The sequence below is a fragment of the Citrobacter sp. Cf132 genome, assembly GCF_030333885.1.
In the GTDB taxonomy this organism is placed as follows: domain Bacteria; phylum Pseudomonadota; class Gammaproteobacteria; order Enterobacterales; family Enterobacteriaceae; genus Citrobacter; species Citrobacter freundii.
Genome location: NZ_JAOWFA010000054.1, coordinates 82,816 through 109,780, shown reverse-complemented (window position 1 = coordinate 109,780; position 26,965 = coordinate 82,816). Strand labels below are relative to the sequence as shown.

Below are 26,965 nucleotides of genomic sequence, written 5' to 3'. Positions count from 1 at the left end.
AGTATTACCCCATCAGAAAATGCGGAAATAAGCATACATTGCCCGTTATGGTGTTGTCATCTGGCAGTGTCGACCTCTACACTGGACAGTAGAGCCGTAAGCACCCCGCTTACGAAAAAATAACGAATTCAAGGAACTAAGATGCTTTGGTCGTTTATCGCTGTCTGCCTTTCCGCATGGTTGTTCGTGGATGCTTCCTATCGTGGGCCCGCCTGGCAACGCTGGGTCTTTAAACCCCTGACGTTACTCCTGCTGGCGCTGCTGGCCTGGCAGGCGCCAATGTTTAACGCTATCAGCTATCTGGTGCTGGCTGGTCTGCTGGCCTCGCTGCTGGGCGATGCGCTGACGTTATTGCCGCGCCAACGCCTGCTGTACGCAGTGGGGGCATTCTTCCTGTCGCATCTGCTGTATACCATTTACTTCGCCAGCCAAATGACGCTGTCGTTCTTCTGGCCTTTGCCGTTGGTGCTGGCGGTACTGGGGGCGTTGCTGATCGCCGTGATCTGGACGCGTCTGGAAGAGCTGCGTGTCGCTATCTGCACCTTTATTGGCATCACGCTGATGATGGTCTGGATGGCCGGTGAGCTGTGGTTCTTCCGCCCGACCGCTCCGGCGCTGTCGGCATTTATGGGCGCATCGCTCCTGTTCATCGGCAATATTGTCTGGCTGGGTAGCCATTACCGTCGTCGCTTTCGCGCCGATAACGCCATTGCCGCCGCCTGCTACTTCGCCGGACATTTCCTGATTGTTCGTTCGTTGTATCTTTAAAACGCTTGACTCTGGAGTCGACTCCAGAGTGTATCCTCCGGTTAATACGAAATGATTATCAACCGGAGGATGCCATGTCGACACCTGATACCAGTGGCAAAAAGGCCCCACAATTTTCTTCTTTCAAGCCAGCGCCTGCGCCACAAAAGGCGGATGACTGCTGCTGCGAAGGAAGCTGCTCCACTACACCGCCCGTATCCGATACCGTACTAGGTACCCGCTATTCCTGGAAAGTGGCGGGCATGGACTGTGCAGCCTGCGCCCGCAAAGTAGAGAATGCGGTCCGCCAGGTCAGCGGCGTCAACCAGGTCCAGGTTCTGTTCGCCACTGAAAAACTGGTGGTCGATGCCGGTTCCGATATCCGCCAGCAAGTTGAAAACGCGGTGCAAAAAGCAGGCTATACCCTGCGCGATGAGCACGCGACGGACGCCGCCCCCGAGTCACGTTTTAAAGAAAACCTACCGCTGATTTCGCTGATTATCATGATGGCGATTAGCTGGGGACTGGAGCAGTTCAATCATCCCTTCGGTCAGATAGCGTTTATCGCCACCACGCTGGTCGGTCTGTATCCCATTGCCCGTCAGGCCCTGCGTCTGATGAAAACCGGCAGCTACTTTGCCATTGAAACATTGATGAGCGTGGCCGCCATTGGTGCACTGTTTATCGGCGCGACGGCGGAAGCCGCCATGGTGCTGCTGCTGTTTTTAATTGGCGAACGCCTGGAAGGATGGGCCGCCAGCCGTGCCCGTAAAGGGGTCAGCGCACTGATGGCGCTCAAACCGGAAACCGCCACACGCCTGCATAACGGCGAGCGCGAAGAGGTGGCTATCAATACCCTCCGGCCTGGCGATGTTATTGAAGTTGCCGCGGGTGGGCGTTTACCTGCCGACGGCAAACTGGTTTCCGGTTTTGCCAGCTTTGATGAAAGCGCCCTGACCGGCGAATCGATCCCGGTTGAACGCGCCACCGGCGAGAAAGTCCCGGCAGGTGCCACCAGCGTGGACCGTCTGGTTACGCTGGAAGTGCTCTCCGAACCGGGCGCCAGCGCCATTGATCGTATTCTGAAGCTGATTGAAGAAGCGGAAGAACGTCGCGCCCCCATTGAGCGCTTTATTGACCGTTTCAGTCGAATTTACACTCCAGCCATTATGGCGGTTGCGCTGCTGGTCACCCTCGTACCGCCGCTGCTGTTTGCCGCATCCTGGCAGGAGTGGATTTATAAAGGACTGACGCTGCTGTTGATTGGCTGTCCTTGCGCACTGGTGATTTCAACCCCCGCAGCCATTACCTCTGGTCTTGCCGCCGCGGCGCGTCGTGGAGCGTTAATCAAAGGCGGTGCCGCGCTGGAACAGTTGGGTAGAGTCACACAGGTGGCGTTTGATAAAACCGGCACCCTGACCATCGGTAAACCGCGCGTCACAGCGATTCATCCGGCAAGCGGTATTGGTGAAGCTGAACTGCTGGCACTGGCGGCAGCAGTAGAGCAAGGTGCGACACACCCGCTGGCACAAGCGATTGTCCGGGAAGCACAAACACGTGAACTGACTATTCCTGTCGCAAGAGAGCAACGGGCTCTGGTTGGCTCTGGAATTGAAGCGCTGGTCGACGGCGAGCGCGTGCTGATTTGCGCCGCCGGTAAGCAGCCTGCTGATGCCTTTGCCGGGCAGATAAGCGAGATGGAAAGCGCGGGCCAAACGGTGGTGCTGGTGCTGCGTAACGATACTGTACTCGGCGTGCTGGCCCTACAGGACACGCTGCGCGACGACGCTCGCAACGCTATCGCCGAGCTTGATCAGATTGGCGTGAAAGGCGTGATCCTGACCGGTGATAACCCGCGTGCAGCGGCCGCCATTGCCGGTGAACTGGGTCTCGAATTTAAAGCAGGACTCTTGCCGGAAGATAAGGTGCAGGCCGTTACCCATCTCAACCGACAATCGCCGCTGGCGATGGTTGGCGACGGTATCAACGATGCTCCGGCAATGAAAGCGGCTACCATCGGCATTGCGATGGGAAGCGGTACCGACGTCGCGCTGGAAACCGCCGATGCCGCCCTGACCCACAACCGCCTGCGCGGTCTGGTGCAAATGATTCAACTGGCGCGGGCCACCCACGCCAATATTCGCCAGAACATTGCGATTGCGCTGGGCCTGAAGGGGATTTTCCTCGTCACCACGCTGCTCGGGATAACCGGATTGTGGCTGGCAGTGCTGGCCGATACGGGGGCAACGGTACTGGTGACCGCTAACGCGCTGCGGTTGTTACGTAAAGGATAGTTTTTTGCCGGATGACGGCGTGGCCTTATCCGGCCTACGGGTTACACGTTCTTTGTAGGCCGGATAAGCGTTAGCGCCATCCGGCAAACAAAACTAGTGACCTTTACGCAGCAGATAGCGGTACGGCAGCGAGTCGGTCTCTTTGGCCACCAGCTCATGCTCCATATAGGTACAGAAGCCAGGAATATCGCGGGTTGTTGCCGGATCGTCGGCGACAATCAGCAGTGTTTCACCGGCCTGCATGCCACGTACGGTTTTACGCACCATCATCACCGGTTCCGGGCAGCGCAGTCCCTGGGCATCAAGAGTATGGTCGGGGGAAGTAAACAGATCGCTCATCGTCGTCTCATTCATACAAAAACGGCGTTATTTTACGCTCTGTTGTGGCGTAAGCCAATCAGGTTAACGATTGCGTGAAAAACAACCATTGCAATGTGCTCTTAAAGCAGTATCATGCGACGGTTTTTTATTGGGTTCCCTCACCCCATCCAACAAAAAGGTCACAATATGACTCCGTTTACACAAACTCAGCGCGTAAAAGCGTTGTTCTGGCTATCGCTATTTCATCTGCTGGTGATCACCTCCAGCAACTATCTGGTGCAGCTTCCAATCTCCATTTTTGGTTTCCATACCACATGGGGCGCGTTTAGCTTTCCGTTTATTTTCCTCGCGACCGACCTGACCGTGCGTATTTTTGGCGCGCCGCTGGCTCGACGTATCATCTTTGCGGTGATGATCCCCGCGTTGCTGATCTCCTATGTCGTTTCGTCCCTGTTTTATATGGGATCGTGGCAGGGATTTGGCGCACTGCTGCACTTTAACCTGTTTGTTGCCCGTATCGCCGCCGCCAGCTTTATGGCTTACGCGCTGGGACAAATTCTGGATGTGCACGTCTTTAACCGCCTGCGCCAGAACCGTCGTTGGTGGCTGGCACCGACAGCGTCCACGCTATTTGGCAATATCAGCGATACGTTGGCCTTCTTCTTTATCGCTTTCTGGCGTAGCCCGGATGCCTTTATGGCCGAGCACTGGATGGAAATCGCGCTGGTCGATTACTGTTTCAAGGTGCTGATCAGCATTATTTTCTTCCTGCCGATGTACGGCGTGCTGCTGAATATGTTGCTGAAAAGGCTGGCAGATAAATCCGAAATCGCTGCATTGCAGACGAGTTAAAGGTTCATTTTCCGAGTTGTGATAAGATGGACGAATGAGCCGTTATGGCCGTTTATCGAAAGGAAGAAGTCAATGCGCAATCTGGTTAAATATGTCGGTATTGGCCTGCTGGTTATGGGGCTTGCAGCCTGTGATAATAGCGATACAAAAGCGCCAGCCGAGGGTGCTGCCGCAGAAAGTAGCGCCAGCGGACAACCGGTCAGCCTGCTGGACGGCAAACTCAGTTTTTCCCTGCCAGCGGATATGACCGATCAGAGCGGCAAGCTGGGCACCCAGGCGAACAATATGCACGTCTATTCTGACGCAACCGGCCAGAAAGCGGTGATTGTGATTGTTGGCGACAACACCAACGAAGACCTGGCTGTGCTGGCAAAACGTCTGGAAGATCAGCAGCGTAGCCGCGACCCGCAGCTGCAGGTCGTCACCAATAAATCTATTGAGCTGAAAGGCCACACGCTGCAGCAGTTAGACAGCATCATCTCAGCCAAAGGCCAGACCGCTTACTCTTCCGTAGTGCTGGGTAAAGTGGACAATCAACTGCTGACCCTGCAAATCACGCTGCCTGCTGACGATCAGCAAAAAGCGCAGACTACCGCAGAAAACATCATTAACACGCTGGTTATCCAGTAACGGTTAAGACGATGACGCGGCCTCCGGTGACACCACCTGAGGCCGTTTTTTTAGCCGCCAGGTCAGCAATAACGCCACCGCCACCAGCCCAGCTGCCGCCAGATAGATAACCGGCACGCCCGCCCACGTCATTATCAACCCGGCCAGCGGCCCGGTAACCCCCAGCGATAAATCCATAAACACCGTGTAGGTCGCCAGCGCAGCGCCCTGATTTTGCTGCGGGACGGCTTTTACCGCTACCACGCCCAGCGCCGGGAAAACCAGTGAGAACCCAGCCCCAGCCAGCAGAACGCCGATTTTCGCCATCCACGGCATGGAAGCCATCCCGACCAGCAGCAGCCCGACAATCTCGACGCTAAAGCAAATCATCGCCACATTCAGCCCGCCTAAACGGTTGATACCATTTGGGAACAACAGTCGAGTGCCGACAAATGTGCAGCTAAAAAGCGTCAGCGCGAAAGCTGCGCCGTCCCAGCCTTTGGCATCATAAAACAGGGTAATAAACGTGGCGATCACCCCAAATCCAGCGGAGGCCAGGGCCAGCGCCATACCGTACAACCAGACGCGCCCGAGCACCGCGCGAAACGGCAACGGTTTGCCTTTGCTGGCCTTCACCGCAGGACGAGGAAGCGCCAGCAGTATCGCCACCAGCGCCACGCCCATCACGGTCAGCGCCAGCCCCTGTAAGCCCCCCCAGGCATAAAACAGAACGCCCAGCGGCGCGCCTATCGCCATTGCGCCATAGGTCACGATGCCATTCCAGGAAATCACCCGTCCGATGTGCATTGAGCCAACCACCCCCACGCCCCACAGCGTAGAGCCAGTTCCGGCAAAGCTTTGCCCGATCCCGAGAATCACCCGCCCCAGACACAGCAGCAGCAGACTAGCCAACGGCCAGCCGTTCGTTGATCCTGCCAGCAAATAGCCCAGACCACTTAAAAAGCAGCCACACAGCCCGAATACCACTATTTTCTTTGGCCCCAGCAGGTCAGCATAGCGACCGGCATGCGGACGGCTCAGCAGCGTAGCGAAATATTGCAGGCTGATAACCAACCCAGCCCAGAAGGCGCTGAACCCCATCACATCGTGGACGTAGCCCGGCAATACCGCGAGCGGCAGGCCGATGGTCAGATAGCTGGCGAAGTTGAACATCACCACAGAGACAATGCGCAGATTAAGGCGTAAACCGCTCAGCGTCGGTTCAGCGACGGGTTCGGGCATGGAGGGTCACCACATTTTCACAACAGTGTTTCATTTCTACCATGTTGCCGCGCAGAAATCAGCAGTCAGTTTAGGAATCTCAGCCGCAAGCCAGCCGCTACACTTAATGCAAAAACGCAAACAGGAAGAAAATATGACAACCGCTCAGCCCGATAAAACGGGTTTGCACATTTTACTCAAACTGGCTGCTTTGGTGGTGATCCTCGCCGGTATTCATGCCGCGGCGGATATCATTGTGCAACTGCTGCTGGCCCTCTTTTTTGCCATTGTATTGAATCCGCTGGTCGCCTGGTTTATTCGCCGGGGAGTACGTCGCCCGGTTGCCATTACGCTCGTAGTGGTGGTGATGCTGTTCGTCCTCACGGCACTGATCGGCGTCCTCGCGTCTTCGATCACGGAATTCATGGCCATGCTACCCAAATACAACAAGGAGCTGACACGTAAGGTCCTGCATCTGCAAGAGATGGTTCCCTTTTTAAATCTGCATATGTCCCCGGAGCGCATGCTACAACGCATGGACTCCGACAAAATAATGACCTTCACCACCACGCTGATGACAAGTCTTTCCGGCGCCATGGCCAGCGTCGTTCTGCTGGTGATGACGGTCGTCTTTATGCTGTTTGAGGTACGTCATGTTCCTTATAAGCTGCGCTTTTCGCTGAACAACCCACAAATCCATATTGCGGGGCTGCATCGGGCGCTCAAGGGCGTATCTCACTATCTGGCACTGAAAACGTTGCTCAGCTTATGGACCGGTGCCATCATCTGGCTGGGTCTGGCACTGATGGGGATTCAGTTTGCTCTGATGTGGGGCGTGCTGGCCTTCCTGCTAAACTACGTGCCCAACATTGGCTCGGTCATTTCCGCCGTCCCGCCCATGATCCAGGCGCTGCTGTTCAACGGCATTTACGAATGCGTACTGGTTGGTGCGCTGTTCCTGGTGGTGCATATGGTTATTGGCAATATCCTCGAACCCCGCATGATGGGGCATCGGCTGGGATTATCGACGCTTATCGTCTTCCTCTCTTTGCTGGTATGGGGATGGCTGCTCGGCCCGGTAGGCATGCTGCTCTCTGTGCCGTTAACCAGCGTGTGTAAAATCTGGATGGAAACGACCACAGGCGGTAGCAAACTGGCAATTTTACTGGGACCCGGCAGGCCCAAAAGTCGATTACCGGGATAAACTTGCAAACAGCATGTGAAGAGTGGTACACAACCCCATTATTACTAAAGGTTAGTCCTGATATGTACCGGATCGTTCTTGGGAAAGTTTCTGTTTTAAGCGCTGGCGAACTGCCTGCCGCGATGAAAGAGCAAGCGCCGCAAGGTGTTCGCCGTGCGCGCTGGCTGGCAGGTCGCGTGCTGCTTTCCCATGCACTTTCGCCATTACCGAACATCATCTATGGCGAGCAAGGAAAACCGGCCTTTTCCGCCGATACGCCGCTGTGGTTCAATCTCAGCCACAGCGGCGATGACATCGTCCTGCTGCTCAGCGACGAAGGGGAAGTCGGCTGCGATATTGAAGTTATTCGCCCGCGCGATAACTGGCAAACGCTGGCAAATACGGTATTCAGTCTTGGGGAACACGCTGAAGTTGAAGCCGAACACCCGGAGCAACAGTTGGCGGCGTTCTGGCGCATCTGGACGCGTAAAGAAGCTATCGTGAAACAGCGCGGCGGCAGTGCCTGGCAAATCGTCAGCGTCGACAGTACCGCGCTGACCTCCTCACTCTCCGTCAGCCAGTGCCAGATCGATACCCTGAGCCTGGCGGTGTGCACCCCCACGCCGTTTACCCTGACCGCCGACGCCGTACAGCGTCTGTAATGCCCTCATTCCCGTGCGCCACCGCGCAATATCGTAAGGTTGAAATCTGATGCAACGTATCACCATCACACTTGATGACGATTTATTAGAAACGCTCGACGGCCTGAGTCAGCGCCGTGGCTACAACAACCGTTCCGAAGCGATCCGCGATATTCTGCGCGGCGCACTGGCGCAGGAAACCACTCAGGAGCACGGCACTCAGGGCTTCGCGGTACTCTCGTATGTTTATGAGCATGAGAAGCGTGACCTGGCGAGCCGCATTGTTTCTACCCAACACCACCACCACGATTTATCGGTCGCCACGCTGCACGTGCACATCAACCATGACGACTGCCTGGAAATCGCCGTACTAAAAGGCGATATGGGCGATGTACAGCATTTTGCCGATGACGTGATCTCCCAACGCGGCGTGCGCCACGGTCATTTGCAGTGCCTGCCGAAAGAAGAGTAATTGCCTGTTTCGTTGCCGGATGGCGGCTACGCCTTATCCGGCCTACTCCGTTACCGTTTGTAGGCCAGGCAAGCGAAGCCCCTGGCAATAATGTTTACGCCATCGTGCCAATCGTCTTTCTAAAGCGCAGCAGCGCTATCAGGAAGAACGCGCTGCCAATCGCCAACAGCGTCAGGAACTGCGGCCAGACGATGCCAAACCCTGCGCCGCGGTAAAGTATCGCCTGCGCGAGGCTGACAAAATGGGTAGTTGGCATAGTCAGCATTATGTCCTGCACCACCTGCGGCATGCTTTCACGCGGTGTAGAACCACCAGAGAGCATCTGTAGCGGCAGCAGTACCAGAATCATCAGTAACCCCAGTTGCGGCATAGAGCGCGCCAGCGTGCCCATAAAAATACCGATAGAGGTGGTGGCGAACAGGCTCAGCGCCACGCCCAGCATAAACAGCGGTATCGAACCTTCAATCGGTACGCCGAGCACGCCTTTTACCATCAGCATCAGCGATAAACCGGAAACCACCAGCACCACCAGACCCATCGACCAGATTTTTGCCATCATGATCTCAAACGGCGTCACCGGCATAACCAGCAGATGCTCAATGGTCCCGTGCTCGCGCTCGCGAATTAGCGCCGACCCGGTAAGCACGATCGCCAGCATGGTGATGTTGTTGATAATCGCCATCACCGCACCAAAGCGGGCGGGTTCCAGATTAGGGTTAAAGCGCATACGCATTTCCAGCGCCACCGGCGGCTCACTATTGTCACGGTAACGCGCCACAAAGCTGTTCACCTCGCCGCTGATGATATTCTGGATATAGCTGTTGCCGGTAAAGGCCTGGCTCATCCGCGTGGCATCGACGTTAACCTGAATATCCGGCTGCCGCCCGGCCAGCACATCACGCTGAAAATCAGGTGGAATGTTCACGGCGAAGGTGTAGCGCCCGGCGTCCAGTCCGGCATCCATCTCATCAGCGGTGATCATCTCCGGCGGTAAAAACCACGGGCGATAAAAGCTGTTCACAATCCGGTTCGACAACTGCGACTGGTCCATATCGGCAATAGCAATCGGCGCCAGATGCAGCGAACCCGGCAGGACGGTCGCGGAAGAATAAACCGAAATCGTGAAGGCAAAGACGATCAGCGTCAGCATCGCTTTGTCACCCAGCAGGCTGCGCAACTCTTTGATGCCGAGGTTATAAATATTGCGTAATCGGCGCATCACCCCTCCTGTTTTTTCAGCAGTAATACGCTCAGACCAATCACCACCGGAATGGCTACCACCAGCGGAATAAACAGCTGCCAGAGATCGGTCAGATCCAACGCTTTAGAGAACGTCCCACGCGCGATGGTCAGAAAATGGCTGGTCGGGTAAATTTCACCAATCCAGCGTCCAGGCCCTTCGAGCGAGGCGACCGGATCGATCATCCCAGAAAACTGCGTCGCCGGGATCAGCGTAATAATCGCCGTACCAAAAATGGCCGCGATCTGGCTTTTCATAAACGTGGAAATTAACAGACCCAGCCCGGTAGCAATGGTGACGTACAGCAGCGCGGCCAGCGTCAGGGTTAAAAAACTCCCTTTATGCGGGACGCCGAACACAAACACCGACAGCGCACACAGCAGCAGGAAGTTCAGCATCCCCAGCACGATGTACGGCAACTGTTTGCCGAGTAAAAACTCGCTGCGGGTCGTGGGCGTAACGTACAGGTTGATAATCGACCCCAGCTCTTTCTCACGCACTACGCTGAGGGCGCTGAGCATCGAGGGGATCATCATCAGCAGCAGCGGGATCACCGCCGGAACAATCGCCGGCAGACTCTTTACATCCGGGTTGTAACGATAGCGAGTTTCAATGGTCATCAGCCCGTTTTGCCCACTGGAATTGGGTTGACGCGCCATCACATCCTGCAGCCAGGTCTGATGCATCGCCTGTACGTAACCTCTGACCGTTTCAGCGCGGCTCGGCATTGCGCCATCGACCCAGACGCCAATCTTCACCGGCGTGCCACGCGCGATATCGCGGCCAAAGTTTGGCGGGATCTCTATTGCTACCGCCACTTCGCCCGAACGCATCCGTTTGTCCAGCTCGTCATAGCTGGTGAGCGGCGGCTGTTCGATAAAATAGCGCGATCCCGCCAGATTCAGCGTCCACGCCTGGCTGCTGACGGTCTGATCACGATCGAGCACCGAAAAACGCAGGTTCTCCACATCCATGCTGATGCCGTAGCCCATGATCAGCATCAGGATCACTGTGCCCATCAGCGCCAGCGTTGAACGTACCGGATCGCGTCGTAGTTCCAGCGCTTCACGGCGGCTGTAGCTGAACAACCGCCGCAGGCTAAAGCCCTGCCGCGGCGGCTGACTATTTTCATGCGCTATCGGAACATTGGCTGGCGGTAACTGAGCTTCCGGTGCCGGGCCTGCCGCTTCCTGTAACCAGGAGATAAACGCCTCTTCCAGACTGGCGGCGCCACGCTGTTTCACCAGTTCCTGCGGCGTGCCGCTGGCCAGTACTTTTCCGGCGTGCATCAGCGACATCCGGTCGCAGCGCTCCGCTTCGTTCATAAAGTGGGTGGAGATAAAAATGGTCACTTTGTCCTGCCGCGACAGATCGACCATCAGTTGCCAGAACATGTCCCTCGCCACCGGATCGACCCCGGAGGTCGGCTCATCAAGAATGAGCATTTCCGGGCGATGGATCACCGCCACCGCCAGCGACAGACGTTGACGGATCCCCAACGGCAGCGCGCCGGGCAACGCGTCTTCGACATCGGTCAGCGAAAAGCGCTCGCTCATCTCTTGTACCCGCCCGGGGATTTCTGCTTCGGGGATATGGAACAACCGCGCATGTAGTTCGAGGTTTTGCCGGACGGTCAGCTCGCTGTAGAGCGAAAACGCCTGCGACATATAGCCCACCCGGCGGCGGGTATCGATATTCTTCGGGTCAACCGCTTGCCCAAACAACCACGCCTCACCTTCGCTTGCGGGTAGCAGACCGGTGAGCATCTTCATGGTGGTGGATTTACCGCAGCCATTGGAGCCGAGAAAACCGAAGATTTCCCCGCGCGGAATACGAAAGTTAACGTGGTCAACGGCGACAAACTTACCGAAGCGCATAGTCAGGTCTTTCGCCTCGATGGCAATCTCTTCCTGCTCAGCGTGATACGGCGGGATCACCACCGGCTTATGCGCCTGGCGCTGGGCTTCAGGTAGCAGCGCGATAAACGCCTGCTCCAGCGTGTTGCTGTTGGTTTGTTCGCGTAACTGCTGGGCGCTCCCGGTGGCTAACACCTCCCCGGCGTTCATCGCTACCAGCCAGTCAAAGCGCTCGGCTTCTTCCATGTAAGCGGTCGCAACCAGCACGCTCATGTTGGTCTGCCGCTGGCGAATGCTGTTAATTAGATCCCAGAACTGGGCACGGGACAGCGGATCGACACCGGTGGTGGGTTCATCGAGAATTAACAGTTCCGGGTCGTGGATTAACGCGCAGCACAATCCCAGTTTTTGCTTCATCCCGCCCGAGAGTTTCCCGGCGGGACGGTCGCGAAACGGTGCCAGGCCGGTGCTGTTCAGCAGCTCGGTAATCCGCGCTTCGCGTTCCGCTTTATCATGACCAAACAGCCGGGCAAAGAAATCGACGTTCTCATACACCGACAGCGTATGGTACAGGTTTTTCCCTAACCCCTGCGGCATCCAGGCAATGCGCGGGCAGACATCCCGTCGATGTTTTGGGTCGCGCATATCGCCGCCCAGCACCATCACGTTGCCGTGTTCAATGACCCGCGCGCCGGAGATGAGCGACAGCAGGCTCGATTTTCCGACGCCATCCGGGCCAATAAGCCCCACCATACAGCGGGCAGGGATATCCAGCGTGATGTTGTTCAGCGCGACCGTTTTCCCGTAATGCTGACTCACGCCGTCAAGGTGCGCCACGGGAGGAACGGGAACCAGCGCCAGATGCGTCATTGCGGCAACCTCACCACCAGGTCGTCAGGCCAGGGGTGATTTTCATCAACACGCACCCACGCCATGCCCGGCAGACCGGTTTTCACGTACTCCAGATGCTGCTGCAACAGCTCTGGCGGGATACGCGCTTTAACGCGGAACATCAGCTTCAGCCGTTCATCACTGGTTTCGACCGTTTTCGGCGTGAACTGCGCGACGCTAGCCACAAAGCTAATGGTCGCCGGAATACGCAGATCCGGCGCAGCATCCAGCACCAGGCGAGCTTCACCGCCAATCTTCAATAAACCAGCCTGTTCGGTAGGTAAGAAGAACGTCATGTAGACATCGCTGAGATCGACCATGTTCAGTACGCGCCCGCCCGCGGAAAGCACCTCGCCCGGTTCAGCGACGCGGTACTGCACACGACCATCGCGCGGGGCTTTCAGCTCGCTGTCATCAATATCAGCGGCAATGCGACGTTCGGTGGCCTGCGCGGCTTCTACGCGGGTTTGCGCCTGAATGATGCTGGTACGAGCGGCTTCAATTGCGGCTTTTGCCGCAGAGACCTGCGCCTTTGCGGATTCCAGTGCCGCGCGAGCACTTTCAGCCGCGGCCCTGTCGTCATCCAGCTGTTGCTCGGATACAGCCCCACGCTGGGATAGAGAACGGGAGCGAACGTGACGTTTAGAGACCGACTGCAGTTCCGCCTCGCGCTGTTTTACCACCGACTGCGCGGCTCGCATTTCACTTTGCCGCTGTTCCAGCAGCGCTCGTGCCGCCGCCACCGCGCTTTCGGCTTCTTTGATTTGCGCGACAGCTTCCAGCCGCTGCTCCTGCAGCACGCGGGTATCCATTTTCGCCAGCACCTCGCCCTGACGAACGAACTGCCCTTCCGATACGAGGATTGTGTCAATTCGTCCGGCAATCTTGGTGGCAATATCCACTTCGGTAGCTTCTATTCTGCCGTTGCTGGCCGCGAAACCTTCCGGAATCCCCGCAGGACGCAACATCCACCATGCTATTGCAGCAACCACCACCACAATACCCGCGCCCCACCACACCAGATGACGCTTAATCTTTTCCATATCCGACCCGCCGTAATCCCTGTTATCAAACGATGCGTGTCACAAAGCCCACTGAACAGCTATTCAGCGGGAGATTCCATCCGGGATGAGAAGGAATGAGAAATAATGGCCAGAGTGCGGACAGGCGTAATAGCAACGCACGCCGCGAAGGAAGTGAGTGACGAAAATGCTGTGAAATCGGGTAGTAATGTTGTCATCATCAGCGTTCCTGGCCGGAAATGAAACACGCATACTCATAACTGCTGTCTATTGAATACTAACACCTGGATTCAATATGTCTATTCGGTTGTCGTTTCCAGTTCAGCCCTGGCACAAGAAATATTTCGTATATCAACGATTGATAAACAATCGCAACTATAAACATAATCAATGATTAGGCATCCTTATAATAGCGGCTCATTTACCGATCTCGTTATGGCGAGGCTCCTGTACAAATACAAGTTACCGCCCTGCTGGTATCGAGAGAGACCACTCAGGGAAATACAGGCATCCATCGAATCAAGGTGTTGCCAAGGTAACTTCTGACGATTTCACCATCGGGCAGATACGTTGTTCAGTGCTAAAACCAGGACGTAGGGATCTGCCTGCGCTAACCCTGTCTTGTTCGCCCCTATGAGAGATTTTTATAGGGAATTACACCATGTCATCTATGCCACTCTGCGCCGCTCATCATCCTATGCCGGATTTCAACGGCGACGCTATCGCCCAATATATGCGCACCGATTTTATTACTCTGCCGGACCATCTCAGCGTGAACGGCGCTCGCGAGTACTTTGTCTCCCAACTCACAACGGATGACATCCCAGGCCAGGTCTTTGTTGTGGCCGGAAAAGCGCTGCGCGGGGTGTTATCCATCAAGCGCTTATTGCAGGAAAAAGATACGTCGCTGAACATCAACCATCTTACGGACAGCTGTTTATTTCATGTAAAGCCTGATGATGAACGGGCGCAGGTCGTTGCCGAGTTAGCCGAACGCGAAGTCGATCTGGTTGCTGTCGTTGAGAGAGGTGAGCTGGTCGGTTGTCTGATGGAAAAAGAGATCGCTCATCTACAGGAAGATGATGTTACTGAAGACGTTCAGCTTCAGGGCGCCACGCTACCGCTGGAAAAACCCTATCTGGAAATTAGTCCGTGGACATTGTGGAAAAAACGTTCGGTCTGGCTCCTGCTGCTGTTTGTCGCAGAAGCCTATACCAGCAGCGTGCTTCAGCATTTTGAAGAGGCGCTGGAATCCGCAATTGCCCTGGCCTTTTTTATTCCGCTATTAATTGGTACTGGCGGCAACAGCGGTACGCAGATCACTTCGACGCTGGTACGTTCAATGGCGCTGGGAGAAGTGCGGCTGCGCGATATGGGCCGGGTGATCCGCAAAGAAGTTTCAACTTCGCTGCTGATCGCTCTGACGCTGGGCCTGGCAGGGTGCTTACGCGCGTGGATGATGGGCATCGGCATGGAAATCACGCTGATCGTCAGCCTGACGCTGGTTTGCATTACGCTGTGGAGCGCCGTGGTGTCATCAGTGATCCCCATGGTGCTCAAGCGTATCGGCATTGATCCCGCCGTGGTTTCGGCCCCGTTTATCGCCACGCTTATCGACGGTACCGGGTTAATTATCTACTTTAAAATCGCCCAGCACTTTCTTGGTCTGAACTAATGATAACGCCCGGCAGCTCAGGTTGTCGGGCGTCACAGTCAGGCTGGCGCTAAATCTTGCGCACACGCCCAGGCACTCGACCATGCCCACTGGAAGTTATAGCCTCCCAACCAGCCGGTAACGTCCATCACTTCGCCGATAAAATAGAGTCCCGGCACTTTACGTGCTTCCATCGTGCGCGATGAAAGCTCATTGGTATCAACGCCGCCCAGCGTGACTTCAGCGGTACGATACCCTTCCGTACCGTTCGGCTGCACCCGCCAATCGGTCAGCGTCTCAACCAGCGTTTGTTGATCGCGCACGTTAAGCTGTTTCAGCGAGACGTCCGGGATTTGCCCTAACTGCTGTAAACATTCCACCAGACGTTTTGGCAACTGCATAGCAAGCGTATTCTTTAAGCTCTGATTAGGGTGGGCGCTGCGTTGGTCATCGAGGAAGCTCGCAAGGTCAACATCCGGCAACAAATTAATGCTGACAAATTCGCCTGGCTGCCAAAAACTGGAAATCTGCAGTACGGCCGGACCAGAAAGCCCGCGGTGTGTAAAGAGCAGATTTTCACGAAAGACGGTGCCGTCCTCGGCGGTGATAACAGAGGAGACCGACACGCCAGAGAGCACCTGAAGCTGCTCCAGCAGTGGCTTATGCAACGTAAAGGGCACCAGCCCTGCGCGCGTTGGCAATACGTTCAGACCGAACTGTTCGGCAATTTTATAACCAAACGGCGTTGCCCCCAGACCCGGCATAGAGAGACCACCGGAGGCAATAACCAGCTTTTTCGTGCCCACGGTCATCCCGTTCAATTCGAGAATGAAATCATCACCCTCTCGCTCGACGCTCAGGACTTCGCTACGTAACCGCATAGTTACGTTACCTTTTTCACACTCGGCCACCAGCATATCGACAATTTGTTGGGCGGAATCATCGCAGAACAGCTGACCCAACGTTTTTTCGTGCCAGGCAATACCGTGTTTGCCCACCAGGTCGATAAAATCCCACTGCGTGTAACGCGCCAGCGCCGATTTGCAAAAATGGGGGTTTTGGCTCAAATAGGCGGCAGGCTCGACATAAAGATTGGTAAAGTTGCAGCGTCCCCCGCCAGACATGAGAATCTTACGCCCTGGCTTTTTACCATTATCAATCAGCAGTACGCGACTACCTGCTTGTCCTGCCTGCGCGGCACAAAACATACCCGCTGCGCCAGCGCCTATAATAACGGTATCAAACCTTTCCACGTTGCGATCCTCTCTAAAAAGCGGGTGTGAATTGTAAAGATTCCTCAGTGGTCGCACCAGCACCAAACTACCGATAAAGGGTATTTATCTGAAATATATAGGATAATTCTTTAGTGGTGTAAAACAAAGCAGGAGACAAATCAAAAAAACTCTATATTTCACTTTGCCCGCGCCGCCAAAGTCACTGATAATGCGCCGCGTTCATGTCCTCAAAATGGCGTAACGTCCTATGCTACATTTGTTTGCTGGCCTGGATTTACATACCGGGCTTTTACTATTGCTTGCTCTGGCTTTTGTGCTGTTCTACGAAGCGATTAACGGCTTTCATGATACAGCCAATGCTGTCGCAACCGTGATCTATACCCGTGCAATGCGTTCGCAATTGGCGGTGGTCATGGCTGCGGTGTTCAACTTCTTTGGTGTTTTGCTGGGCGGTCTCAGCGTGGCGTATGCCATCGTGCATATGCTGCCAACGGATCTGCTGCTCAATATGGGATCGTCACATGGCCTCGCCATGGTGTTCTCCATGCTGCTGGCGGCAATTATCTGGAACCTGGGTACCTGGTACTTTGGTTTGCCTGCATCCAGCTCCCACACGCTGATTGGCGCCATTATCGGTATTGGTTTAACCAATGCGCTGATGACCGGCACTTCTGTGGTAGATGCACTTAACATTCCGAAAGTAATGGGTATTTTTGCCTCGCTTATCATCTCGCCGATTGTCGGCCTGGTGGTTGCAGGTGGTCTTATTTTCATTCTGCGTCGCTACTGGAGCGGTACGAAAAAACGTGCCCGTATCCACCTGACGCCAGCAGAACGTGAAAAGAAAGATGGCAAGAAAAAGCCGCCGTTCTGGACGCGTATTGCCCTAATCCTCTCCGCTATCGGCGTGGCGTTCTCTCATGGCGCTAACGACGGGCAGAAAGGCATTGGTCTGGTGATGCTGGTGCTGATTGGCGTAGCGCCTGCGGGCTTCGTGGTGAATATGAATGCTTCCGGTTACGAGATTACCCGTACCCGTGATGCCATCAATAACGTCGAAGTCTTCTTCCAGCAGCGTCCTGACCTGCTTAAACAGGCCACAGGCGTAGACCAGTTGATTCCGTCCCCGACGGACGCGGCTCCAGCGACGACGACAGAGTTCCATTGCCACCCGGCGAATACCATCAACGCGCTGGAACGTGCGAAAGGTATGCTGGCGAACCTGGAAACCTACGACAAGTTAAGCGTCGAACAGCGTGGTCAGCTGCGCCGTATTATGCTGTGCATCTCTGATACCACGGATAAAGTGGTTAAGCTGCCTGGCGTAAGCACTGACGATCAGCGTCTGCTGAAAAAACTGAAAGCTGACATGCTGAGCACCATTGAGTATGCGCCTATCTGGATCATTATGGCCGTCGCACTTGCGCTGGGCATTGGTACCATGATCGGCTGGCGTCGCGTAGCCACCACCATTGGTGAGAAAATCGGTAAGAAAGGCATGACCTATGCCCAGGGGATGTCGGCACAGATGACTGCCGCAGTCTCTATCGGTCTCGCCAGTTACACCGGTATGCCCGTTTCCACCACCCACGTTCTCTCTTCTTCCGTTGCGGGGACGATGGTTGTTGATGGCGGCGGTTTACAGCGTAAAACGGTGACCAGCATTCTGATGGCCTGGGTCTTCACCCTGCCAGCCGCAATTCTTCTTTCCGGCGGGCTTTACTGGCTCTCTCTGAAGCTTATCTAAGCGAATGCACGGTAAAAAAGCGGGTCAGTTTTCTGACCCGCTTTTTTTGTATCTGTCGTTGGCATCAGTGCCAGATAATCAGCGCAACCATGCTGATTAGCACCAGGCCACATAGCGCGCTGGTGAGGATGAACTGACCGCGAACCCGCTCACAGCGGCGAATAAACTCATCATCATGATGATCGCGGTAACGCTGAGCGTAGATATACCACACCAGACGCATCTGCTTGTTCGGTTGCCCATGCGAGGTAAAAAAGCCCCCACCATCTACATACTGGTAAAGCAATGGATCGCAACCACGAAGTACCACTAACAGTGCGCGTAACGAAGAAAAATAGCGCGCCATATTAACAATGCAAACGACACATAAAGCCCAGAACAATGCAATGGTGCTTATCATACCTCCTCCCCGGCGACCCGCCCACGGAACTCCTTTCCGGGACTACCGCTCCCCGATACCCTGCCAAACCATTCAGTGAAGAGTACAGCCGAACCGTTCGTATTAGTATCACGCATCCGAACGCCTCTCTAGATAGTGTAGGAGATTAGTTAATTTTTTTGCCAGAAGGTTAATCGCTATCAATGCAATTAACTAAAAAATTTGTTTAACTGCTTGGCAAGCAAGGCGGATTGACGGATTATCCTGGTCGCTATAATGTAAGGATAGTCCTTATATGGTACGTTTTTACGACTGGGCTAGCCCCGCGCGCAAGGTTCGCAGGATGCGGATGACGCGGCGGCAGGTAAACGCCAGCAGGCTAGTCATCGACAACTTATGGAAGGAGTAACACTATGGCTTATAAACACATTCTTATCGCGGTTGATCTTTCTCCGGAAAGCAAAGTTCTGGTTGAAAAAGCGGTCTCTATGGCGCGGCCTTACAATGCTAAAGTCTCCCTTATCCACGTTGACGTAAACTATTCCGACCTGTACACCGGGCTTATCGACGTGAATCTGGGCGACATGCAGAAACGCATTTCTGAAGAAACCCACCACGCGCTAACCGAGCTTTCCACCAACGCAGGCTACCCTATCACCGAAACCCTGAGCGGTAGCGGCGACCTGGGTCAGGTTCTGGTTGATGCCATCAAAAAATACGACATGGATCTGGTCGTTTGTGGTCATCACCAGGATTTCTGGAGCAAGCTAATGTCCTCCGCGCGCCAACTGATCAACACTGTCCACGTCGACATGCTGATTGTTCCGCTGCGTGACGACGAAGAAGCATAAAACGCTGGCCGTCGGGAGATAACCCGACGCGCTACAAGTCGTTAAGCCTGTAAACGCCCGCCTTTGCGGGCGTTTTTGTTTTTATCATTCAGACACAATTAGTACATCAATCCAACAAATAAATCATAATTAGTGTGATCAACTAATTGGATCGAAAACTATCTCTATAATACTCTACTCCTGCGGCCAATAACCGCAGTCTATAACAAAATAAGACTTTTTCGGCGCGTTTAAGCATACGCGTTCATACTTTTCGGGATGGCTTTGAAAGGCGATGGAATATGAATAAAACTGCACCTACGGGCTTGCTGCAGCAACCTCGTCCGTTCTTCATGATCTTCTTTGTGGAATTATGGGAACGATTTGGCTATTACGGCGTTCAGGGCATCCTGGCGGTATTTTTTGTTAAGCAGCTCGGTTTTTCGCAGGAACAGGCATTTGTCACCTTTGGTGCATTTGCCGCGCTGGTCTACGGCCTGATCTCGATCGGCGGCTACGTCGGCGACCATCTGTTAGGTACCAAGCGCACGCTGGTACTCGGCGCCATTGTGCTGGCGATCGGCTACTTCATGACCGGGATGTCACTGCTTAAGCCCGACCTGATTTTTATTGCTTTGGGTACCATTGCCGTCGGTAATGGGCTGTTTAAAGCCAACCCGGCAAGCCTGCTGTCAAAATGCTATCCACCGAAAGACGCCCGTCTGGACGGTGCTTTCACCCTGTTTTATATGTCGATTAACATCGGTTCACTGCTGTCGTTGTCGCTGGCACCGGTGATTGCCGATAAGTTTGGCTATGCGGTGACCTATAATCTGTGCGGGGCCGGGCTTATTGTCGCGCTGTTGGTCTACTTTGCCTGCCGTGGAATGGTGAAGAATATCGGTTCAGAGCCAGACCATAAGCCGCTGAATTTCCGTAATCTATTCTGCGTGCTGGCCGGAACGGTAGTGATGGTATTTATCTGCGCCTGGCTGATGCACAACGTGCAGATTGCCAACCTGGTGCTGATCGTCCTGTCGATTGCCGTGACGATCATCTTCTTCCGTCAGGCCTTCAAACTGGATAAAACCGGGCGCAACAAAATGTTTGTGGCCTTTATCCTGATGCTGGAAGCGGTGGTGTTCTACGTGCTGTACGCGCAGATGCCAACTTCGCTGAACTTCTTTGCTATCAATAACGTGCACCATGAAATTCTTGGTTTCGCCATCAACCCGGTAAGCTTCCAGGCGCTGAACCCGTTCTGGGTGGTACTGGCGAGTCCGGTACTGGCCGCAATCTATACCCGTCTGGGCAACAAAGGTAAAGACCTGACCATGCCGATGAAGTTTACGCTCGGTATGTTCCTGTGCTCGCTGGGTTTCCTGACCGCCGCTGCAGCCGGAATGTGGTTTGCCGATGCGCAGGGGCTGACGTCGCCGTGGTTTATCGTGCTGGTGTATCTGTTCCAGAGCCTGGGTGAACTGCTGATTAGCGCCCTGGGGCTGGCTATGGTCGCCGCTCTCGTGCCACAACACCTGATGGGCTTTATTCTCGGGATGTGGTTCCTGACCCAGGCAGCAGCCTTCCTGATGGGGGGTTATGTCGCGACGTTCACCGCCGTACCAGAGAACATCACCGACCCGCTGCAAACGCTGCCTATCTATACCAACGTCTTCAGTAAGATTGGTCTGGTGACCCTGGCCGTAACGGTGGTGATGGCGATTATGGTGCCATGGCTGAACCGCATGATTAATACGCCGAGCACCGAACAATAACCTTCAGTGCCGGATGGTGGCTATTGCCCTATCCGGCATTTTCACTCACTACCCTTTACGCGCGTCTATCCACTCCTGCACTTCCACCACAAAGGTGTCCGGCGCTTTGCGGTACATTTTGCGCGCCAAGTCCAGAATCGTATGCTGACCGAGCGCTTCTTCCATCCGCTGCTGGGCCATGTCCATTACCGAACGCACACCACAAATGCCTTCACAGGCCCACTCTGGTGGATGCTCCTCAAATACCGCCAACCGCTGGCGAATTTCACGACATTCAAAGATGCGCTTATCACCATCAATAGCATTCACCACATCCAGCACAGTGATGTGTTCAGCAGGTTTAGCTAACTGGAAACCACCGCCCTTGCCTTCAATGCTGCGCACCAGACCCGCTTTGGACAGACGGGTGAAAATTTTTGCCAGATAGTCATATGGCACACTTTGCAGTTCGGCAATTTCCCGCACGCTCATATCCCGCGCGTCGCCCTTACTGTCGACCATACACATCAGGCTATGAATGCCGTACTCAACCCCAGAACTGTAGAATGCCATTCTCTTATCTCAGTAAAAATTAATCTGAGTTTATTGTAGCTTTTTCGTTTCACTCATTCCAGACAGCAAAGTAACCCCTCTTCACAATAAAACTTTAAATACATATTTATCAAATAGATAATAAAAAATCCTCACCCTTTGAGGCAAAAAGGAGTTCAATCGCATTGCAATTCATAACTACGACAAATAAAATCCGAGTAAATAACTCGTAGTCACCAGTGAGAAAACTCCAATGCGTAAACAAATTCTGATCGTGGGCGCCGGCTTTGCCGGTATGTGGGCAGCATTAAGCGCCGCACGACTGGCGGATAAACATCAGCAGGCCATTGATATTACAGTAATTGCGCCACAGCCAGAGCTGCGTGTCCGCCCACGTTTTTATGAAAGCGCCGTTCATACGCTGGTCGCACCACTGCAACCGCTGTTTGACGTTACCGGCGTCAACTTCCTGCAAGGTCACGTCGAGCAAATCCTCCCGGACTCTAAAGAGGTGAGCTGGAAAGATGCCAACGGTGACATTCATCTGCGCCGCTACGACCGCCTGGTGCTTGCCAGCGGAAGTCACGTAAACCGCGACGCCGTCACCGGTGCCGCCGAGCACGCGTTTGACCTCGACCAACTTGAGAGCGCCGCCGTACTGGAGCAGCACATTAACGATCTGGCATTACAACCGGAAAGTGAGGCTCGCAATACGGTAGTGGTCTGCGGCGGCGGCTTTACCGGCATTGAAATGGCGCTGGAATTACCAGGTCGTTTGCGCGAAATATTGGGCGCTGATGCTAAGACCAGAGTTGTCGTAGTTGAACGCGGCGCTCAGCCGGGTGGACGCTGGAGCCAGGAATTACGTGACGTGATTATCGAAGCCTCTGCTGAACTGGGCGTCGAGTGGCTGGTCAATGCGGAAGTAGAGTGCGTGGATGCCTCTGGCGTCACGCTGAAAGATGGACAGGTGATTTCTTCCCAGACAGTTATCTGGACCGTCGGCGTACAGGCTAATAGCCTGACAGCACAGATTAACGCCCCGCGCGATCGCCAGGGCCGTCTGCATGTCAATGCCAATCTACAGGTTGTGGGTCACAATGATATCTACGCCACTGGCGATGTAGCCTATGCCGCCACCGACGACAAAGGCAATCATGCGCTGATGACCTGCCAGCACGCCATCTTGCTGGGTAAATTCGCCGGTAATAATGCCGCGGCAGACCTGTTAAACATAACACCACTGCCATATCGTCAGGAAAACTACGTCACCTGCCTGGATCTTGGTGCCTGGGGTGCGGTGTATAGCGAAGGATGGGATCAGCAGGTGAAACTGACGCGCGCAGAAGCGAAAAAGCTGAAGGTGTCGATTGTCAGCGAGCTGATTTACCCGCCGAAGGCGGACCGCGCGGTAGCGTTTGAGATTGCCGATCCGCTGGCACCGTTTGTTTAACCCATGATGCCGGATGCGGCTACCGCCTTATCCGGCCTACTAACGGCACCGAACTGTAGACCCGATAAGCGTAGCGCCATCGGGCACTATAGCTGACCATCTGGCCTATGCCGTTCCCGCATAAATATCGAACCGATGCCCTTTTGTAACTACCGCGTTCGGCGTGGCGACATCCGCCAGCGGCGGCGCGTAGTCCGGACGCTTCACCACCACTCGTTTGGTGGCTAACTGACGAGCAGGCTCCAGCAGCCCATCCGCATCCAGATCCGGCCCCACCAGCGACTGAAACACGCGCATCTCTTTTTTCACCAGCGCGCTTTTCTGCTTATGTGGGAACATCGGGTCGAGGTACACCACCTGCGGGCGCGGCGTGATATCGGTTAACGCCGTCAGGCTCGACGCGTGAATCAACTGCAAACGCTCCTGCAGCCACGGACCGATTTCCGGGTCGGCATACCCGCGCGCCAGGCCATCGTCAAGCAGCGCAGCAACCACCGGATTACGTTCCAGCATTCGTACGCGACAGCCTACCGAGGCCAGTACAAACGCATCGCGCCCCAGCCCTGCGGTTGCATCGACCACATCCGGCAGGTAATCGCCTTTAATGCCGACCGCCTTCGCCACCGCTTCACCGCGGCCACCGCCAAACTTGCGCCGATGGGCCATCGCACCGCCCACGAAATCGACGAAGATACCGCCGAGCTTAGGTTCATCGCGTTTGCGCAGCTCCAGATGTGCTGTCGTCATCACCAGCGCCATCAGGTTATCTTCATCGTGTTCCAGTCCCCAGCGGGCGGCCAGAACAGATAAGGCGCCGTCTCCGGCGCCTGTTTCATCGACTAAGCAGATTTTCACGTGAATAATCAGCCTTTAATCCCGTAATGCTCCAGCATTGCATCCAGCTGTGGTTCACGGCCACGGAAGCGCTTGAACAGTTCCATCGGCTCTTCAGAACCGCCACGGGTGAGGATGTTATCGAGGAACGATTGTCCGGTTTGACGGTTGAAAATCCCTTCATCTTCGAAACGAGAGAAGGCATCTGCCGCCAGCACGTCGGCCCACAGATAGCTGTAGTAACCCGCCGCGTAGCCACCAGCAAAAATGTGGCTGAAGGCATGTGGGAAGCGGCCCCAGGTTGGGCCCGGCACCACTGCGACCTGTTTTTTAATTTCCGCCAGCGTGTCGAGGATTTTAGCCCCTTGCTGCGGGTTAAATTCCGCGTGCAGACGGAAATCAAACAGACCGAACTCCAGTTGACGCAGAATAAACAGCGCCGCCTGGTAGTTTTTCGCCGCCAGCATTTTATCCAGCAGTTCCTTCGGCAGCGGTTCACCGGTCTCAAAGTGACCAGAGATAAACGCCAACGCTTCCGGCTCCCAACACCAGTTTTCCATAAACTGGCTCGGGAGTTCGACCGCATCCCATGGCACACCGTTGATACCGGAAACGCCCGCGGTTTCGATACGGGTCAGCATATGGTGCAGACCGTGGCCGAACTCGTGGAACAGGGTAATCACTTCATCGTGGGTAAACAGCGCGGGTTTGCCGTTCACCGGACGGTTAAAGTTACAGGTCAGGTAGGCAACCGGTTTTTGCAACGTGCCGTCACTTTTACGCATCTGGCCGACGCAGTCGTCCATCCACGCCCCGCCGCGTTTATGTTCACGGGCGTATAGATCGAGGTAGAAGCTGCCGCGCAGCTCGTTATTTTCGTCATACAGCTCGAAGAAACGAACTTCCGGGTGCCAGACGTCAACATCGGTGCGCTCTTTGGCAGTGATGCCATAAATACGTTTAACCACTTCAAACAGACCGTTAACGGCTTTGTTCTCCGGGAAATAAGGACGAAGCTGCTCGTCACTGATGCTGTAGAGGTGTTGTTTTTGTTTCTCGCTATAGTAGGCGATGTCCCACGGCTGAAGCTCATCAACGCCAAATTCCGCTTTGGCGAAGGCGCGCAACTGGGCCAGCTCTTTCTCCCCTTGCGGACGGGCACGTTTCGCCAGATCGGTCAGGAAGTCGAGGACCTGCTGCGGGTTTTCCGCCATTTTGGTAGCCAGAGATTTAAAGGCGTAGCTTTCAAAGCCCAGCAGCTGTGCCAGTTCGTGGCGCAGCGCAAGGATCTCTTCCATTATCGGGCTGTTGTCCCATTTGCCAGCGTTCGGCCCCTGGTCAGACGCGCGCGTGGAGTAAGCGCGATACATCTCTTCACGCAGTCCCTGGTTGTCACAGTAGGTCATCACCGGCAGGTAGCTTGGGATATCCAGCGTTAACAGATAGCCTTCCTGCTCTTTGGCTTCCGCCTGGGCCTTCGCCGCAGCCAGCGCGCTTTCCGGCATACCAGCCAGCTCGGCTTCATCGGTGACTAACTTCGTCCAGCCCATCGTGGCATCAAGGACGTTATTGCTGTACAAGTTGCCGAGTTCAGACAGACGGGTGGCGATTTCACCATAACGCTGCTGTTTTTCCTTCGGCAGACCGATACCAGAAAGCTCAAAATCGCGCAGCGCGTTATCGACCGCTTTTTTCTGCGCGGTACTCAGGGTGGCGTAATGATCGCCATCACGCAGGTCGCGGTACGCTTTGTACAGACCTTCATGTTGTCCAACCCAGGTGCTGTATTCAGACAGCAGCGGCAGCGTTTGTTCGTAGGCTTCACGCAGTTCCGGGCTGTTTTTCACCGAGTTCAGGTGGCTAACAGGAGAGAAAATACGCCCCAGCACATCGTCAACTTCCGCCAACGGCTGGCAGAGATTTTCCCAGGTGTATGGCGCGCCCTGCGCAACCACACGTTCAACGTTTTCGCGGCAATCGTTCAGCGCCTTAGTGACGGCAGGCACGACATGCTCAGGCTGAATTTTAGAAAACGGCGGCAGTTCGAAGGGAGTCAGCAATGGATTGGTCATTAGCGCGGTCCTGTTGAAAAGAGTGAATGAAGCGCGTATCCGGCGCTGTGCATATTAATTTGTACAATGGGGTTAAGTGTAGAGGATTTCAATGCTAACCGTGACGGAAAGACGCCCGGTGGTGCTGCGCTTACCGGGCCTACGGGTAATCTGTGCCGATCTGCTGTAAACTGTGGCAAATCGTCATTTCAGCGGAATTTCATTACCCATGCTCAGTTATCGCCACAGTTATCACGCAGGCAACCACGCCGACGTCCTGAAACACACCGTCCAGAGCCTGATCATTGAATCGCTCAAAGAGAAAGAAAAACCGTTTCTCTATCTGGACACCCATGCTGGTGCTGGCCGTTATCAGCTGAGCAGTGAGCATGCCGAACGTACCGGTGAATATCTGGAAGGGATCGCCCGTATCTGGCAGCAGGACGATTTGCCTGCCGAACTGGAACCCTACATTGGCGTGGTGCAACACTTCAACCGTAGCGGTCAGTTGCGCTACTACCCGGGCTCTCCGTTAATTGCTCGCCAGCTGCTGCGCGAACAGGATAGCCTGCAATTAACTGAACTGCACCCGAGTGATTTTCCTCTGCTGCGCGGCGAATTCCAGAAAGATGAGCGCGCACGCGTGGCCAAAGCCGATGGTTATCAGCAGCTGAAAGCAAAATTGCCACCGGTTTCACGTCGTGGGCTGATCCTTATCGATCCACCCTACGAAATCAAAAGCGACTACCAGGCGGTGGTCACCGGTATTAACGAAGGCTACAAGCGTTTCGCGACCGGCACCTATGCGCTGTGGTATCCGGTGGTTCTGCGCCAACAAATCAAGCGCATGATCCACGATCTCGAAGACACCGGCATCCGCAAAATTCTGCAAATTGAACTGGCGGTGCGCCCGGACAGCGATCAGCGCGGTATGACAGCGTCTGGCATGATTGTGATTAACCCGCCGTGGAAGCTGGAGCAGCAGATGAACAACGTTCTGCCGTGGTTGCACAGCAAACTGGTTCCGGCAGGAACCGGTCATACCTCGGTAAGCTGGATCGTGCCGGAGTAATCGCAGCCATCGGTGGAACCTTTTAATATCAGGTATACAATCGCGAATATTTTGG

Annotated in this window: 23 protein-coding genes and 1 riboswitch; of the genes, 13 read left to right on the top strand and 10 right to left on the bottom strand. The window is 54.8% G+C overall.

Annotated features, from left to right (window positions below; all coding sequences use genetic code 11):
- Nucleotides 1-141: 141 nt before the first annotated feature.
- Entirely contained in the window at nucleotides 142-768 is a 627-nt protein-coding gene (locus tag OGV85_RS11815; protein WP_003023410.1) for a lysoplasmalogenase, read from the top strand.
- 74 nt (nucleotides 769-842) lie between these two features.
- The gene (zntA, locus tag OGV85_RS11810; protein ID WP_061547460.1) at nucleotides 843-3,041 is read left to right on the top strand and encodes a Zn(II)/Cd(II)/Pb(II) translocating P-type ATPase ZntA; all 2,199 of its coding nucleotides are present in this window, start codon (nucleotides 843-845) and stop codon (nucleotides 3,039-3,041) included.
- A gap of 93 nt (nucleotides 3,042-3,134) precedes the next feature.
- Here zntA and tusA read toward each other — a convergent pair whose 3' ends face one another.
- Nucleotides 3,135-3,380 (bottom strand): sulfurtransferase TusA, encoded by a 246-nt coding sequence (gene tusA, locus OGV85_RS11805; protein ID WP_061547459.1) that lies wholly within the window; start codon nucleotides 3,378-3,380, stop codon nucleotides 3,135-3,137.
- 168 nt (nucleotides 3,381-3,548) lie between these two features.
- On the opposite strand from tusA, the gene OGV85_RS11800 reads away from it, so the two are divergent.
- Nucleotides 3,549-4,214 carry a 7-cyano-7-deazaguanine/7-aminomethyl-7-deazaguanine transporter gene (locus tag OGV85_RS11800; protein ID WP_003837818.1) on the top strand — a complete coding sequence of 222 codons (666 nt, stop codon included), beginning with the start codon at nucleotides 3,549-3,551 and terminating at the stop codon, nucleotides 4,212-4,214.
- Nucleotides 4,215-4,286: 72 nt separating this feature from the next.
- Nucleotides 4,287-4,844, top strand: coding sequence for a DcrB family lipoprotein (locus tag OGV85_RS11795; RefSeq protein ID WP_003837816.1), 558 nt, complete (start codon nucleotides 4,287-4,289; stop codon nucleotides 4,842-4,844).
- Nucleotides 4,845-4,847: 3 nt separating this feature from the next.
- On the opposite strand, the gene OGV85_RS11790 is transcribed toward OGV85_RS11795, so the two are convergent.
- The gene (locus OGV85_RS11790) at nucleotides 4,848-6,065 is read right to left on the bottom strand and encodes an MFS transporter (RefSeq protein WP_016151126.1); all 1,218 of its coding nucleotides are present in this window, start codon (nucleotides 6,063-6,065) and stop codon (nucleotides 4,848-4,850) included.
- Between the two features lie 133 nt (nucleotides 6,066-6,198).
- On the opposite strand from OGV85_RS11790, the gene OGV85_RS11785 reads away from it, so the two are divergent.
- The 3 genes from OGV85_RS11785 (at nucleotide 6,199) to nikR (ending at nucleotide 8,340) form a co-directional block, all read left to right on the top strand.
- Nucleotides 6,199-7,248, top strand: coding sequence for an AI-2E family transporter (locus tag OGV85_RS11785; RefSeq protein WP_003023393.1), 1,050 nt, complete (start codon nucleotides 6,199-6,201; stop codon nucleotides 7,246-7,248).
- Between the two features lie 62 nt (nucleotides 7,249-7,310).
- Nucleotides 7,311-7,889: a 4'-phosphopantetheinyl transferase AcpT gene (acpT, locus tag OGV85_RS11780; RefSeq protein WP_061547458.1), complete on the top strand. Its 579-nt coding sequence runs from the start codon at nucleotides 7,311-7,313 to the stop codon at nucleotides 7,887-7,889.
- Between the two features lie 49 nt (nucleotides 7,890-7,938).
- Nucleotides 7,939-8,340, top strand: coding sequence for a nickel-responsive transcriptional regulator NikR (gene nikR, locus OGV85_RS11775; RefSeq protein ID WP_003023387.1), 402 nt, complete (start codon nucleotides 7,939-7,941; stop codon nucleotides 8,338-8,340).
- Between the two features lie 94 nt (nucleotides 8,341-8,434).
- Here nikR and OGV85_RS11770 read toward each other — a convergent pair whose 3' ends face one another.
- The 3 genes from OGV85_RS11770 to OGV85_RS11760 are packed head-to-tail and all read right to left on the bottom strand — an operon-like array spanning nucleotide 8,435 to nucleotide 13,370.
- Nucleotides 8,435-9,559, bottom strand: coding sequence for an ABC transporter permease (locus OGV85_RS11770; protein WP_061547457.1), 1,125 nt, complete (start codon nucleotides 9,557-9,559; stop codon nucleotides 8,435-8,437).
- On the bottom strand, nucleotides 9,559-12,306 hold the full coding sequence (gene rbbA / locus OGV85_RS11765) for a ribosome-associated ATPase/putative transporter RbbA (RefSeq protein ID WP_048218800.1): 2,748 nt from the start codon (nucleotides 12,304-12,306) through the stop codon (nucleotides 9,559-9,561). The genes OGV85_RS11770 and rbbA overlap by 1 nt, the downstream gene beginning before the upstream one ends.
- The gene (locus tag OGV85_RS11760; RefSeq protein WP_061547456.1) at nucleotides 12,303-13,370 is read right to left on the bottom strand and encodes an HlyD family secretion protein; all 1,068 of its coding nucleotides are present in this window, start codon (nucleotides 13,368-13,370) and stop codon (nucleotides 12,303-12,305) included. Before OGV85_RS11760 ends, rbbA begins: the two co-directional genes overlap by 4 nt.
- Nucleotides 13,371-13,771: 401 nt before the next feature.
- Nucleotides 13,772-13,955, top strand: a riboswitch (M-box (ykoK) riboswitch).
- Nucleotides 13,956-14,010: 55 nt separating this feature from the next.
- On the opposite strand from OGV85_RS11760, the gene OGV85_RS11755 reads away from it, so the two are divergent.
- Complete coding sequence (locus OGV85_RS11755) at nucleotides 14,011-15,024, top strand: magnesium transporter (protein WP_003837796.1); 1,014 nt, start codon at nucleotides 14,011-14,013, stop codon at nucleotides 15,022-15,024.
- A gap of 38 nt (nucleotides 15,025-15,062) precedes the next feature.
- Here OGV85_RS11755 and OGV85_RS11750 read toward each other — a convergent pair whose 3' ends face one another.
- Complete coding sequence (locus OGV85_RS11750) at nucleotides 15,063-16,256, bottom strand: BaiN/RdsA family NAD(P)/FAD-dependent oxidoreductase (protein ID WP_057101814.1); 1,194 nt, start codon at nucleotides 16,254-16,256, stop codon at nucleotides 15,063-15,065.
- A 229-nt stretch (nucleotides 16,257-16,485) separates the two neighbouring features.
- Between OGV85_RS11750 and pitA the strand changes: the two genes are divergently transcribed.
- Nucleotides 16,486-17,985 carry an inorganic phosphate transporter PitA gene (pitA, locus tag OGV85_RS11745; RefSeq protein ID WP_061547455.1) on the top strand — a complete coding sequence of 500 codons (1,500 nt, stop codon included), beginning with the start codon at nucleotides 16,486-16,488 and terminating at the stop codon, nucleotides 17,983-17,985.
- A gap of 64 nt (nucleotides 17,986-18,049) precedes the next feature.
- Here the strand turns inward: pitA and uspB are convergent, their stop codons facing one another.
- Nucleotides 18,050-18,385 carry a universal stress protein UspB gene (uspB, locus tag OGV85_RS11740; RefSeq protein ID WP_003023371.1) on the bottom strand — a complete coding sequence of 112 codons (336 nt, stop codon included), beginning with the start codon at nucleotides 18,383-18,385 and terminating at the stop codon, nucleotides 18,050-18,052.
- 392 nt (nucleotides 18,386-18,777) lie between these two features.
- On the opposite strand from uspB, the gene uspA reads away from it, so the two are divergent.
- Nucleotides 18,778-19,215 carry a universal stress protein UspA gene (uspA, locus tag OGV85_RS11735; protein WP_003023368.1) on the top strand — a complete coding sequence of 146 codons (438 nt, stop codon included), beginning with the start codon at nucleotides 18,778-18,780 and terminating at the stop codon, nucleotides 19,213-19,215.
- Between the two features lie 281 nt (nucleotides 19,216-19,496).
- Nucleotides 19,497-20,969 (top strand): dipeptide/tripeptide permease DtpB, encoded by a 1,473-nt coding sequence (dtpB, locus tag OGV85_RS11730; protein ID WP_003023364.1) that lies wholly within the window; start codon nucleotides 19,497-19,499, stop codon nucleotides 20,967-20,969.
- A 48-nt stretch (nucleotides 20,970-21,017) separates the two neighbouring features.
- On the opposite strand, the gene OGV85_RS11725 is transcribed toward dtpB, so the two are convergent.
- The gene (locus tag OGV85_RS11725) at nucleotides 21,018-21,521 is read right to left on the bottom strand and encodes an RrF2 family transcriptional regulator (RefSeq protein ID WP_003023361.1); all 504 of its coding nucleotides are present in this window, start codon (nucleotides 21,519-21,521) and stop codon (nucleotides 21,018-21,020) included.
- Nucleotides 21,522-21,753: 232 nt separating this feature from the next.
- Here OGV85_RS11725 and OGV85_RS11720 point away from each other — a divergent pair, with 232 nt between their 5' ends.
- Entirely contained in the window at nucleotides 21,754-22,953 is a 1,200-nt protein-coding gene (locus OGV85_RS11720; protein WP_061547454.1) for an NAD(P)/FAD-dependent oxidoreductase, read from the top strand.
- 105 nt (nucleotides 22,954-23,058) lie between these two features.
- Here the strand turns inward: OGV85_RS11720 and rsmJ are convergent, their stop codons facing one another.
- Together rsmJ and prlC are read right to left on the bottom strand one after the other, a co-directional pair.
- On the bottom strand, nucleotides 23,059-23,808 hold the full coding sequence (rsmJ, locus tag OGV85_RS11715; protein WP_003023353.1) for a 16S rRNA (guanine(1516)-N(2))-methyltransferase RsmJ: 750 nt from the start codon (nucleotides 23,806-23,808) through the stop codon (nucleotides 23,059-23,061).
- Nucleotides 23,809-23,816: 8 nt separating this feature from the next.
- Nucleotides 23,817-25,859, bottom strand: a complete 2,043-nt coding sequence (gene prlC, locus OGV85_RS11710) for an oligopeptidase A (RefSeq protein WP_061547453.1) — start codon at nucleotides 25,857-25,859, stop codon at nucleotides 23,817-23,819.
- A gap of 208 nt (nucleotides 25,860-26,067) precedes the next feature.
- Here prlC and OGV85_RS11705 point away from each other — a divergent pair, with 208 nt between their 5' ends.
- Complete coding sequence (locus OGV85_RS11705; RefSeq protein WP_003023347.1) at nucleotides 26,068-26,910, top strand: 23S rRNA (adenine(2030)-N(6))-methyltransferase RlmJ; 843 nt, start codon at nucleotides 26,068-26,070, stop codon at nucleotides 26,908-26,910.
- Nucleotides 26,911-26,965: the final 55 nt, after the last annotated feature.

What these genes read in the sequence shown, in the direction of transcription:
- OGV85_RS11815 (WP_003023410.1), top strand. Translation starts at nt 142, where the DNA reads ATGCTTTGGTCGTTTATCGCTGTCTGCCTTTCCGCATGGTTGTTCGTG.
- OGV85_RS11755 (WP_003837796.1), top strand. Translation starts at nt 14,011, where the DNA reads ATGTCATCTATGCCACTCTGCGCCGCTCATCATCCTATGCCGGATTTC.
- rbbA (WP_048218800.1), bottom strand. Translation starts at nt 12,306, where the DNA reads ATGACGCATCTGGCGCTGGTTCCCGTTCCTCCCGTGGCGCACCTTGAC.
- dtpB (WP_003023364.1), top strand. Translation starts at nt 19,497, where the DNA reads ATGAATAAAACTGCACCTACGGGCTTGCTGCAGCAACCTCGTCCGTTC.
- nikR (WP_003023387.1), top strand. Translation starts at nt 7,939, where the DNA reads ATGCAACGTATCACCATCACACTTGATGACGATTTATTAGAAACGCTC.
- OGV85_RS11795 (WP_003837816.1), top strand. Translation starts at nt 4,287, where the DNA reads ATGCGCAATCTGGTTAAATATGTCGGTATTGGCCTGCTGGTTATGGGG.
- tusA (WP_061547459.1), bottom strand. Translation starts at nt 3,380, where the DNA reads ATGAGCGATCTGTTTACTTCCCCCGACCATACTCTTGATGCCCAGGGA.
- zntA (WP_061547460.1), top strand. Translation starts at nt 843, where the DNA reads ATGTCGACACCTGATACCAGTGGCAAAAAGGCCCCACAATTTTCTTCT.
- pitA (WP_061547455.1), top strand. Translation starts at nt 16,486, where the DNA reads ATGCTACATTTGTTTGCTGGCCTGGATTTACATACCGGGCTTTTACTA.
- acpT (WP_061547458.1), top strand. Translation starts at nt 7,311, where the DNA reads ATGTACCGGATCGTTCTTGGGAAAGTTTCTGTTTTAAGCGCTGGCGAA.
- uspA (WP_003023368.1), top strand. Translation starts at nt 18,778, where the DNA reads ATGGCTTATAAACACATTCTTATCGCGGTTGATCTTTCTCCGGAAAGC.
- OGV85_RS11720 (WP_061547454.1), top strand. Translation starts at nt 21,754, where the DNA reads ATGCGTAAACAAATTCTGATCGTGGGCGCCGGCTTTGCCGGTATGTGG.
- OGV85_RS11770 (WP_061547457.1), bottom strand. Translation starts at nt 9,559, where the DNA reads ATGCGCCGATTACGCAATATTTATAACCTCGGCATCAAAGAGTTGCGC.
- uspB (WP_003023371.1), bottom strand. Translation starts at nt 18,385, where the DNA reads ATGATAAGCACCATTGCATTGTTCTGGGCTTTATGTGTCGTTTGCATT.
- OGV85_RS11760 (WP_061547456.1), bottom strand. Translation starts at nt 13,370, where the DNA reads ATGGAAAAGATTAAGCGTCATCTGGTGTGGTGGGGCGCGGGTATTGTG.
- OGV85_RS11800 (WP_003837818.1), top strand. Translation starts at nt 3,549, where the DNA reads ATGACTCCGTTTACACAAACTCAGCGCGTAAAAGCGTTGTTCTGGCTA.
- OGV85_RS11705 (WP_003023347.1), top strand. Translation starts at nt 26,068, where the DNA reads ATGCTCAGTTATCGCCACAGTTATCACGCAGGCAACCACGCCGACGTC.
- OGV85_RS11790 (WP_016151126.1), bottom strand. Translation starts at nt 6,065, where the DNA reads ATGCCCGAACCCGTCGCTGAACCGACGCTGAGCGGTTTACGCCTTAAT.
- OGV85_RS11725 (WP_003023361.1), bottom strand. Translation starts at nt 21,521, where the DNA reads ATGGCATTCTACAGTTCTGGGGTTGAGTACGGCATTCATAGCCTGATG.
- prlC (WP_061547453.1), bottom strand. Translation starts at nt 25,859, where the DNA reads ATGACCAATCCATTGCTGACTCCCTTCGAACTGCCGCCGTTTTCTAAA.
- OGV85_RS11785 (WP_003023393.1), top strand. Translation starts at nt 6,199, where the DNA reads ATGACAACCGCTCAGCCCGATAAAACGGGTTTGCACATTTTACTCAAA.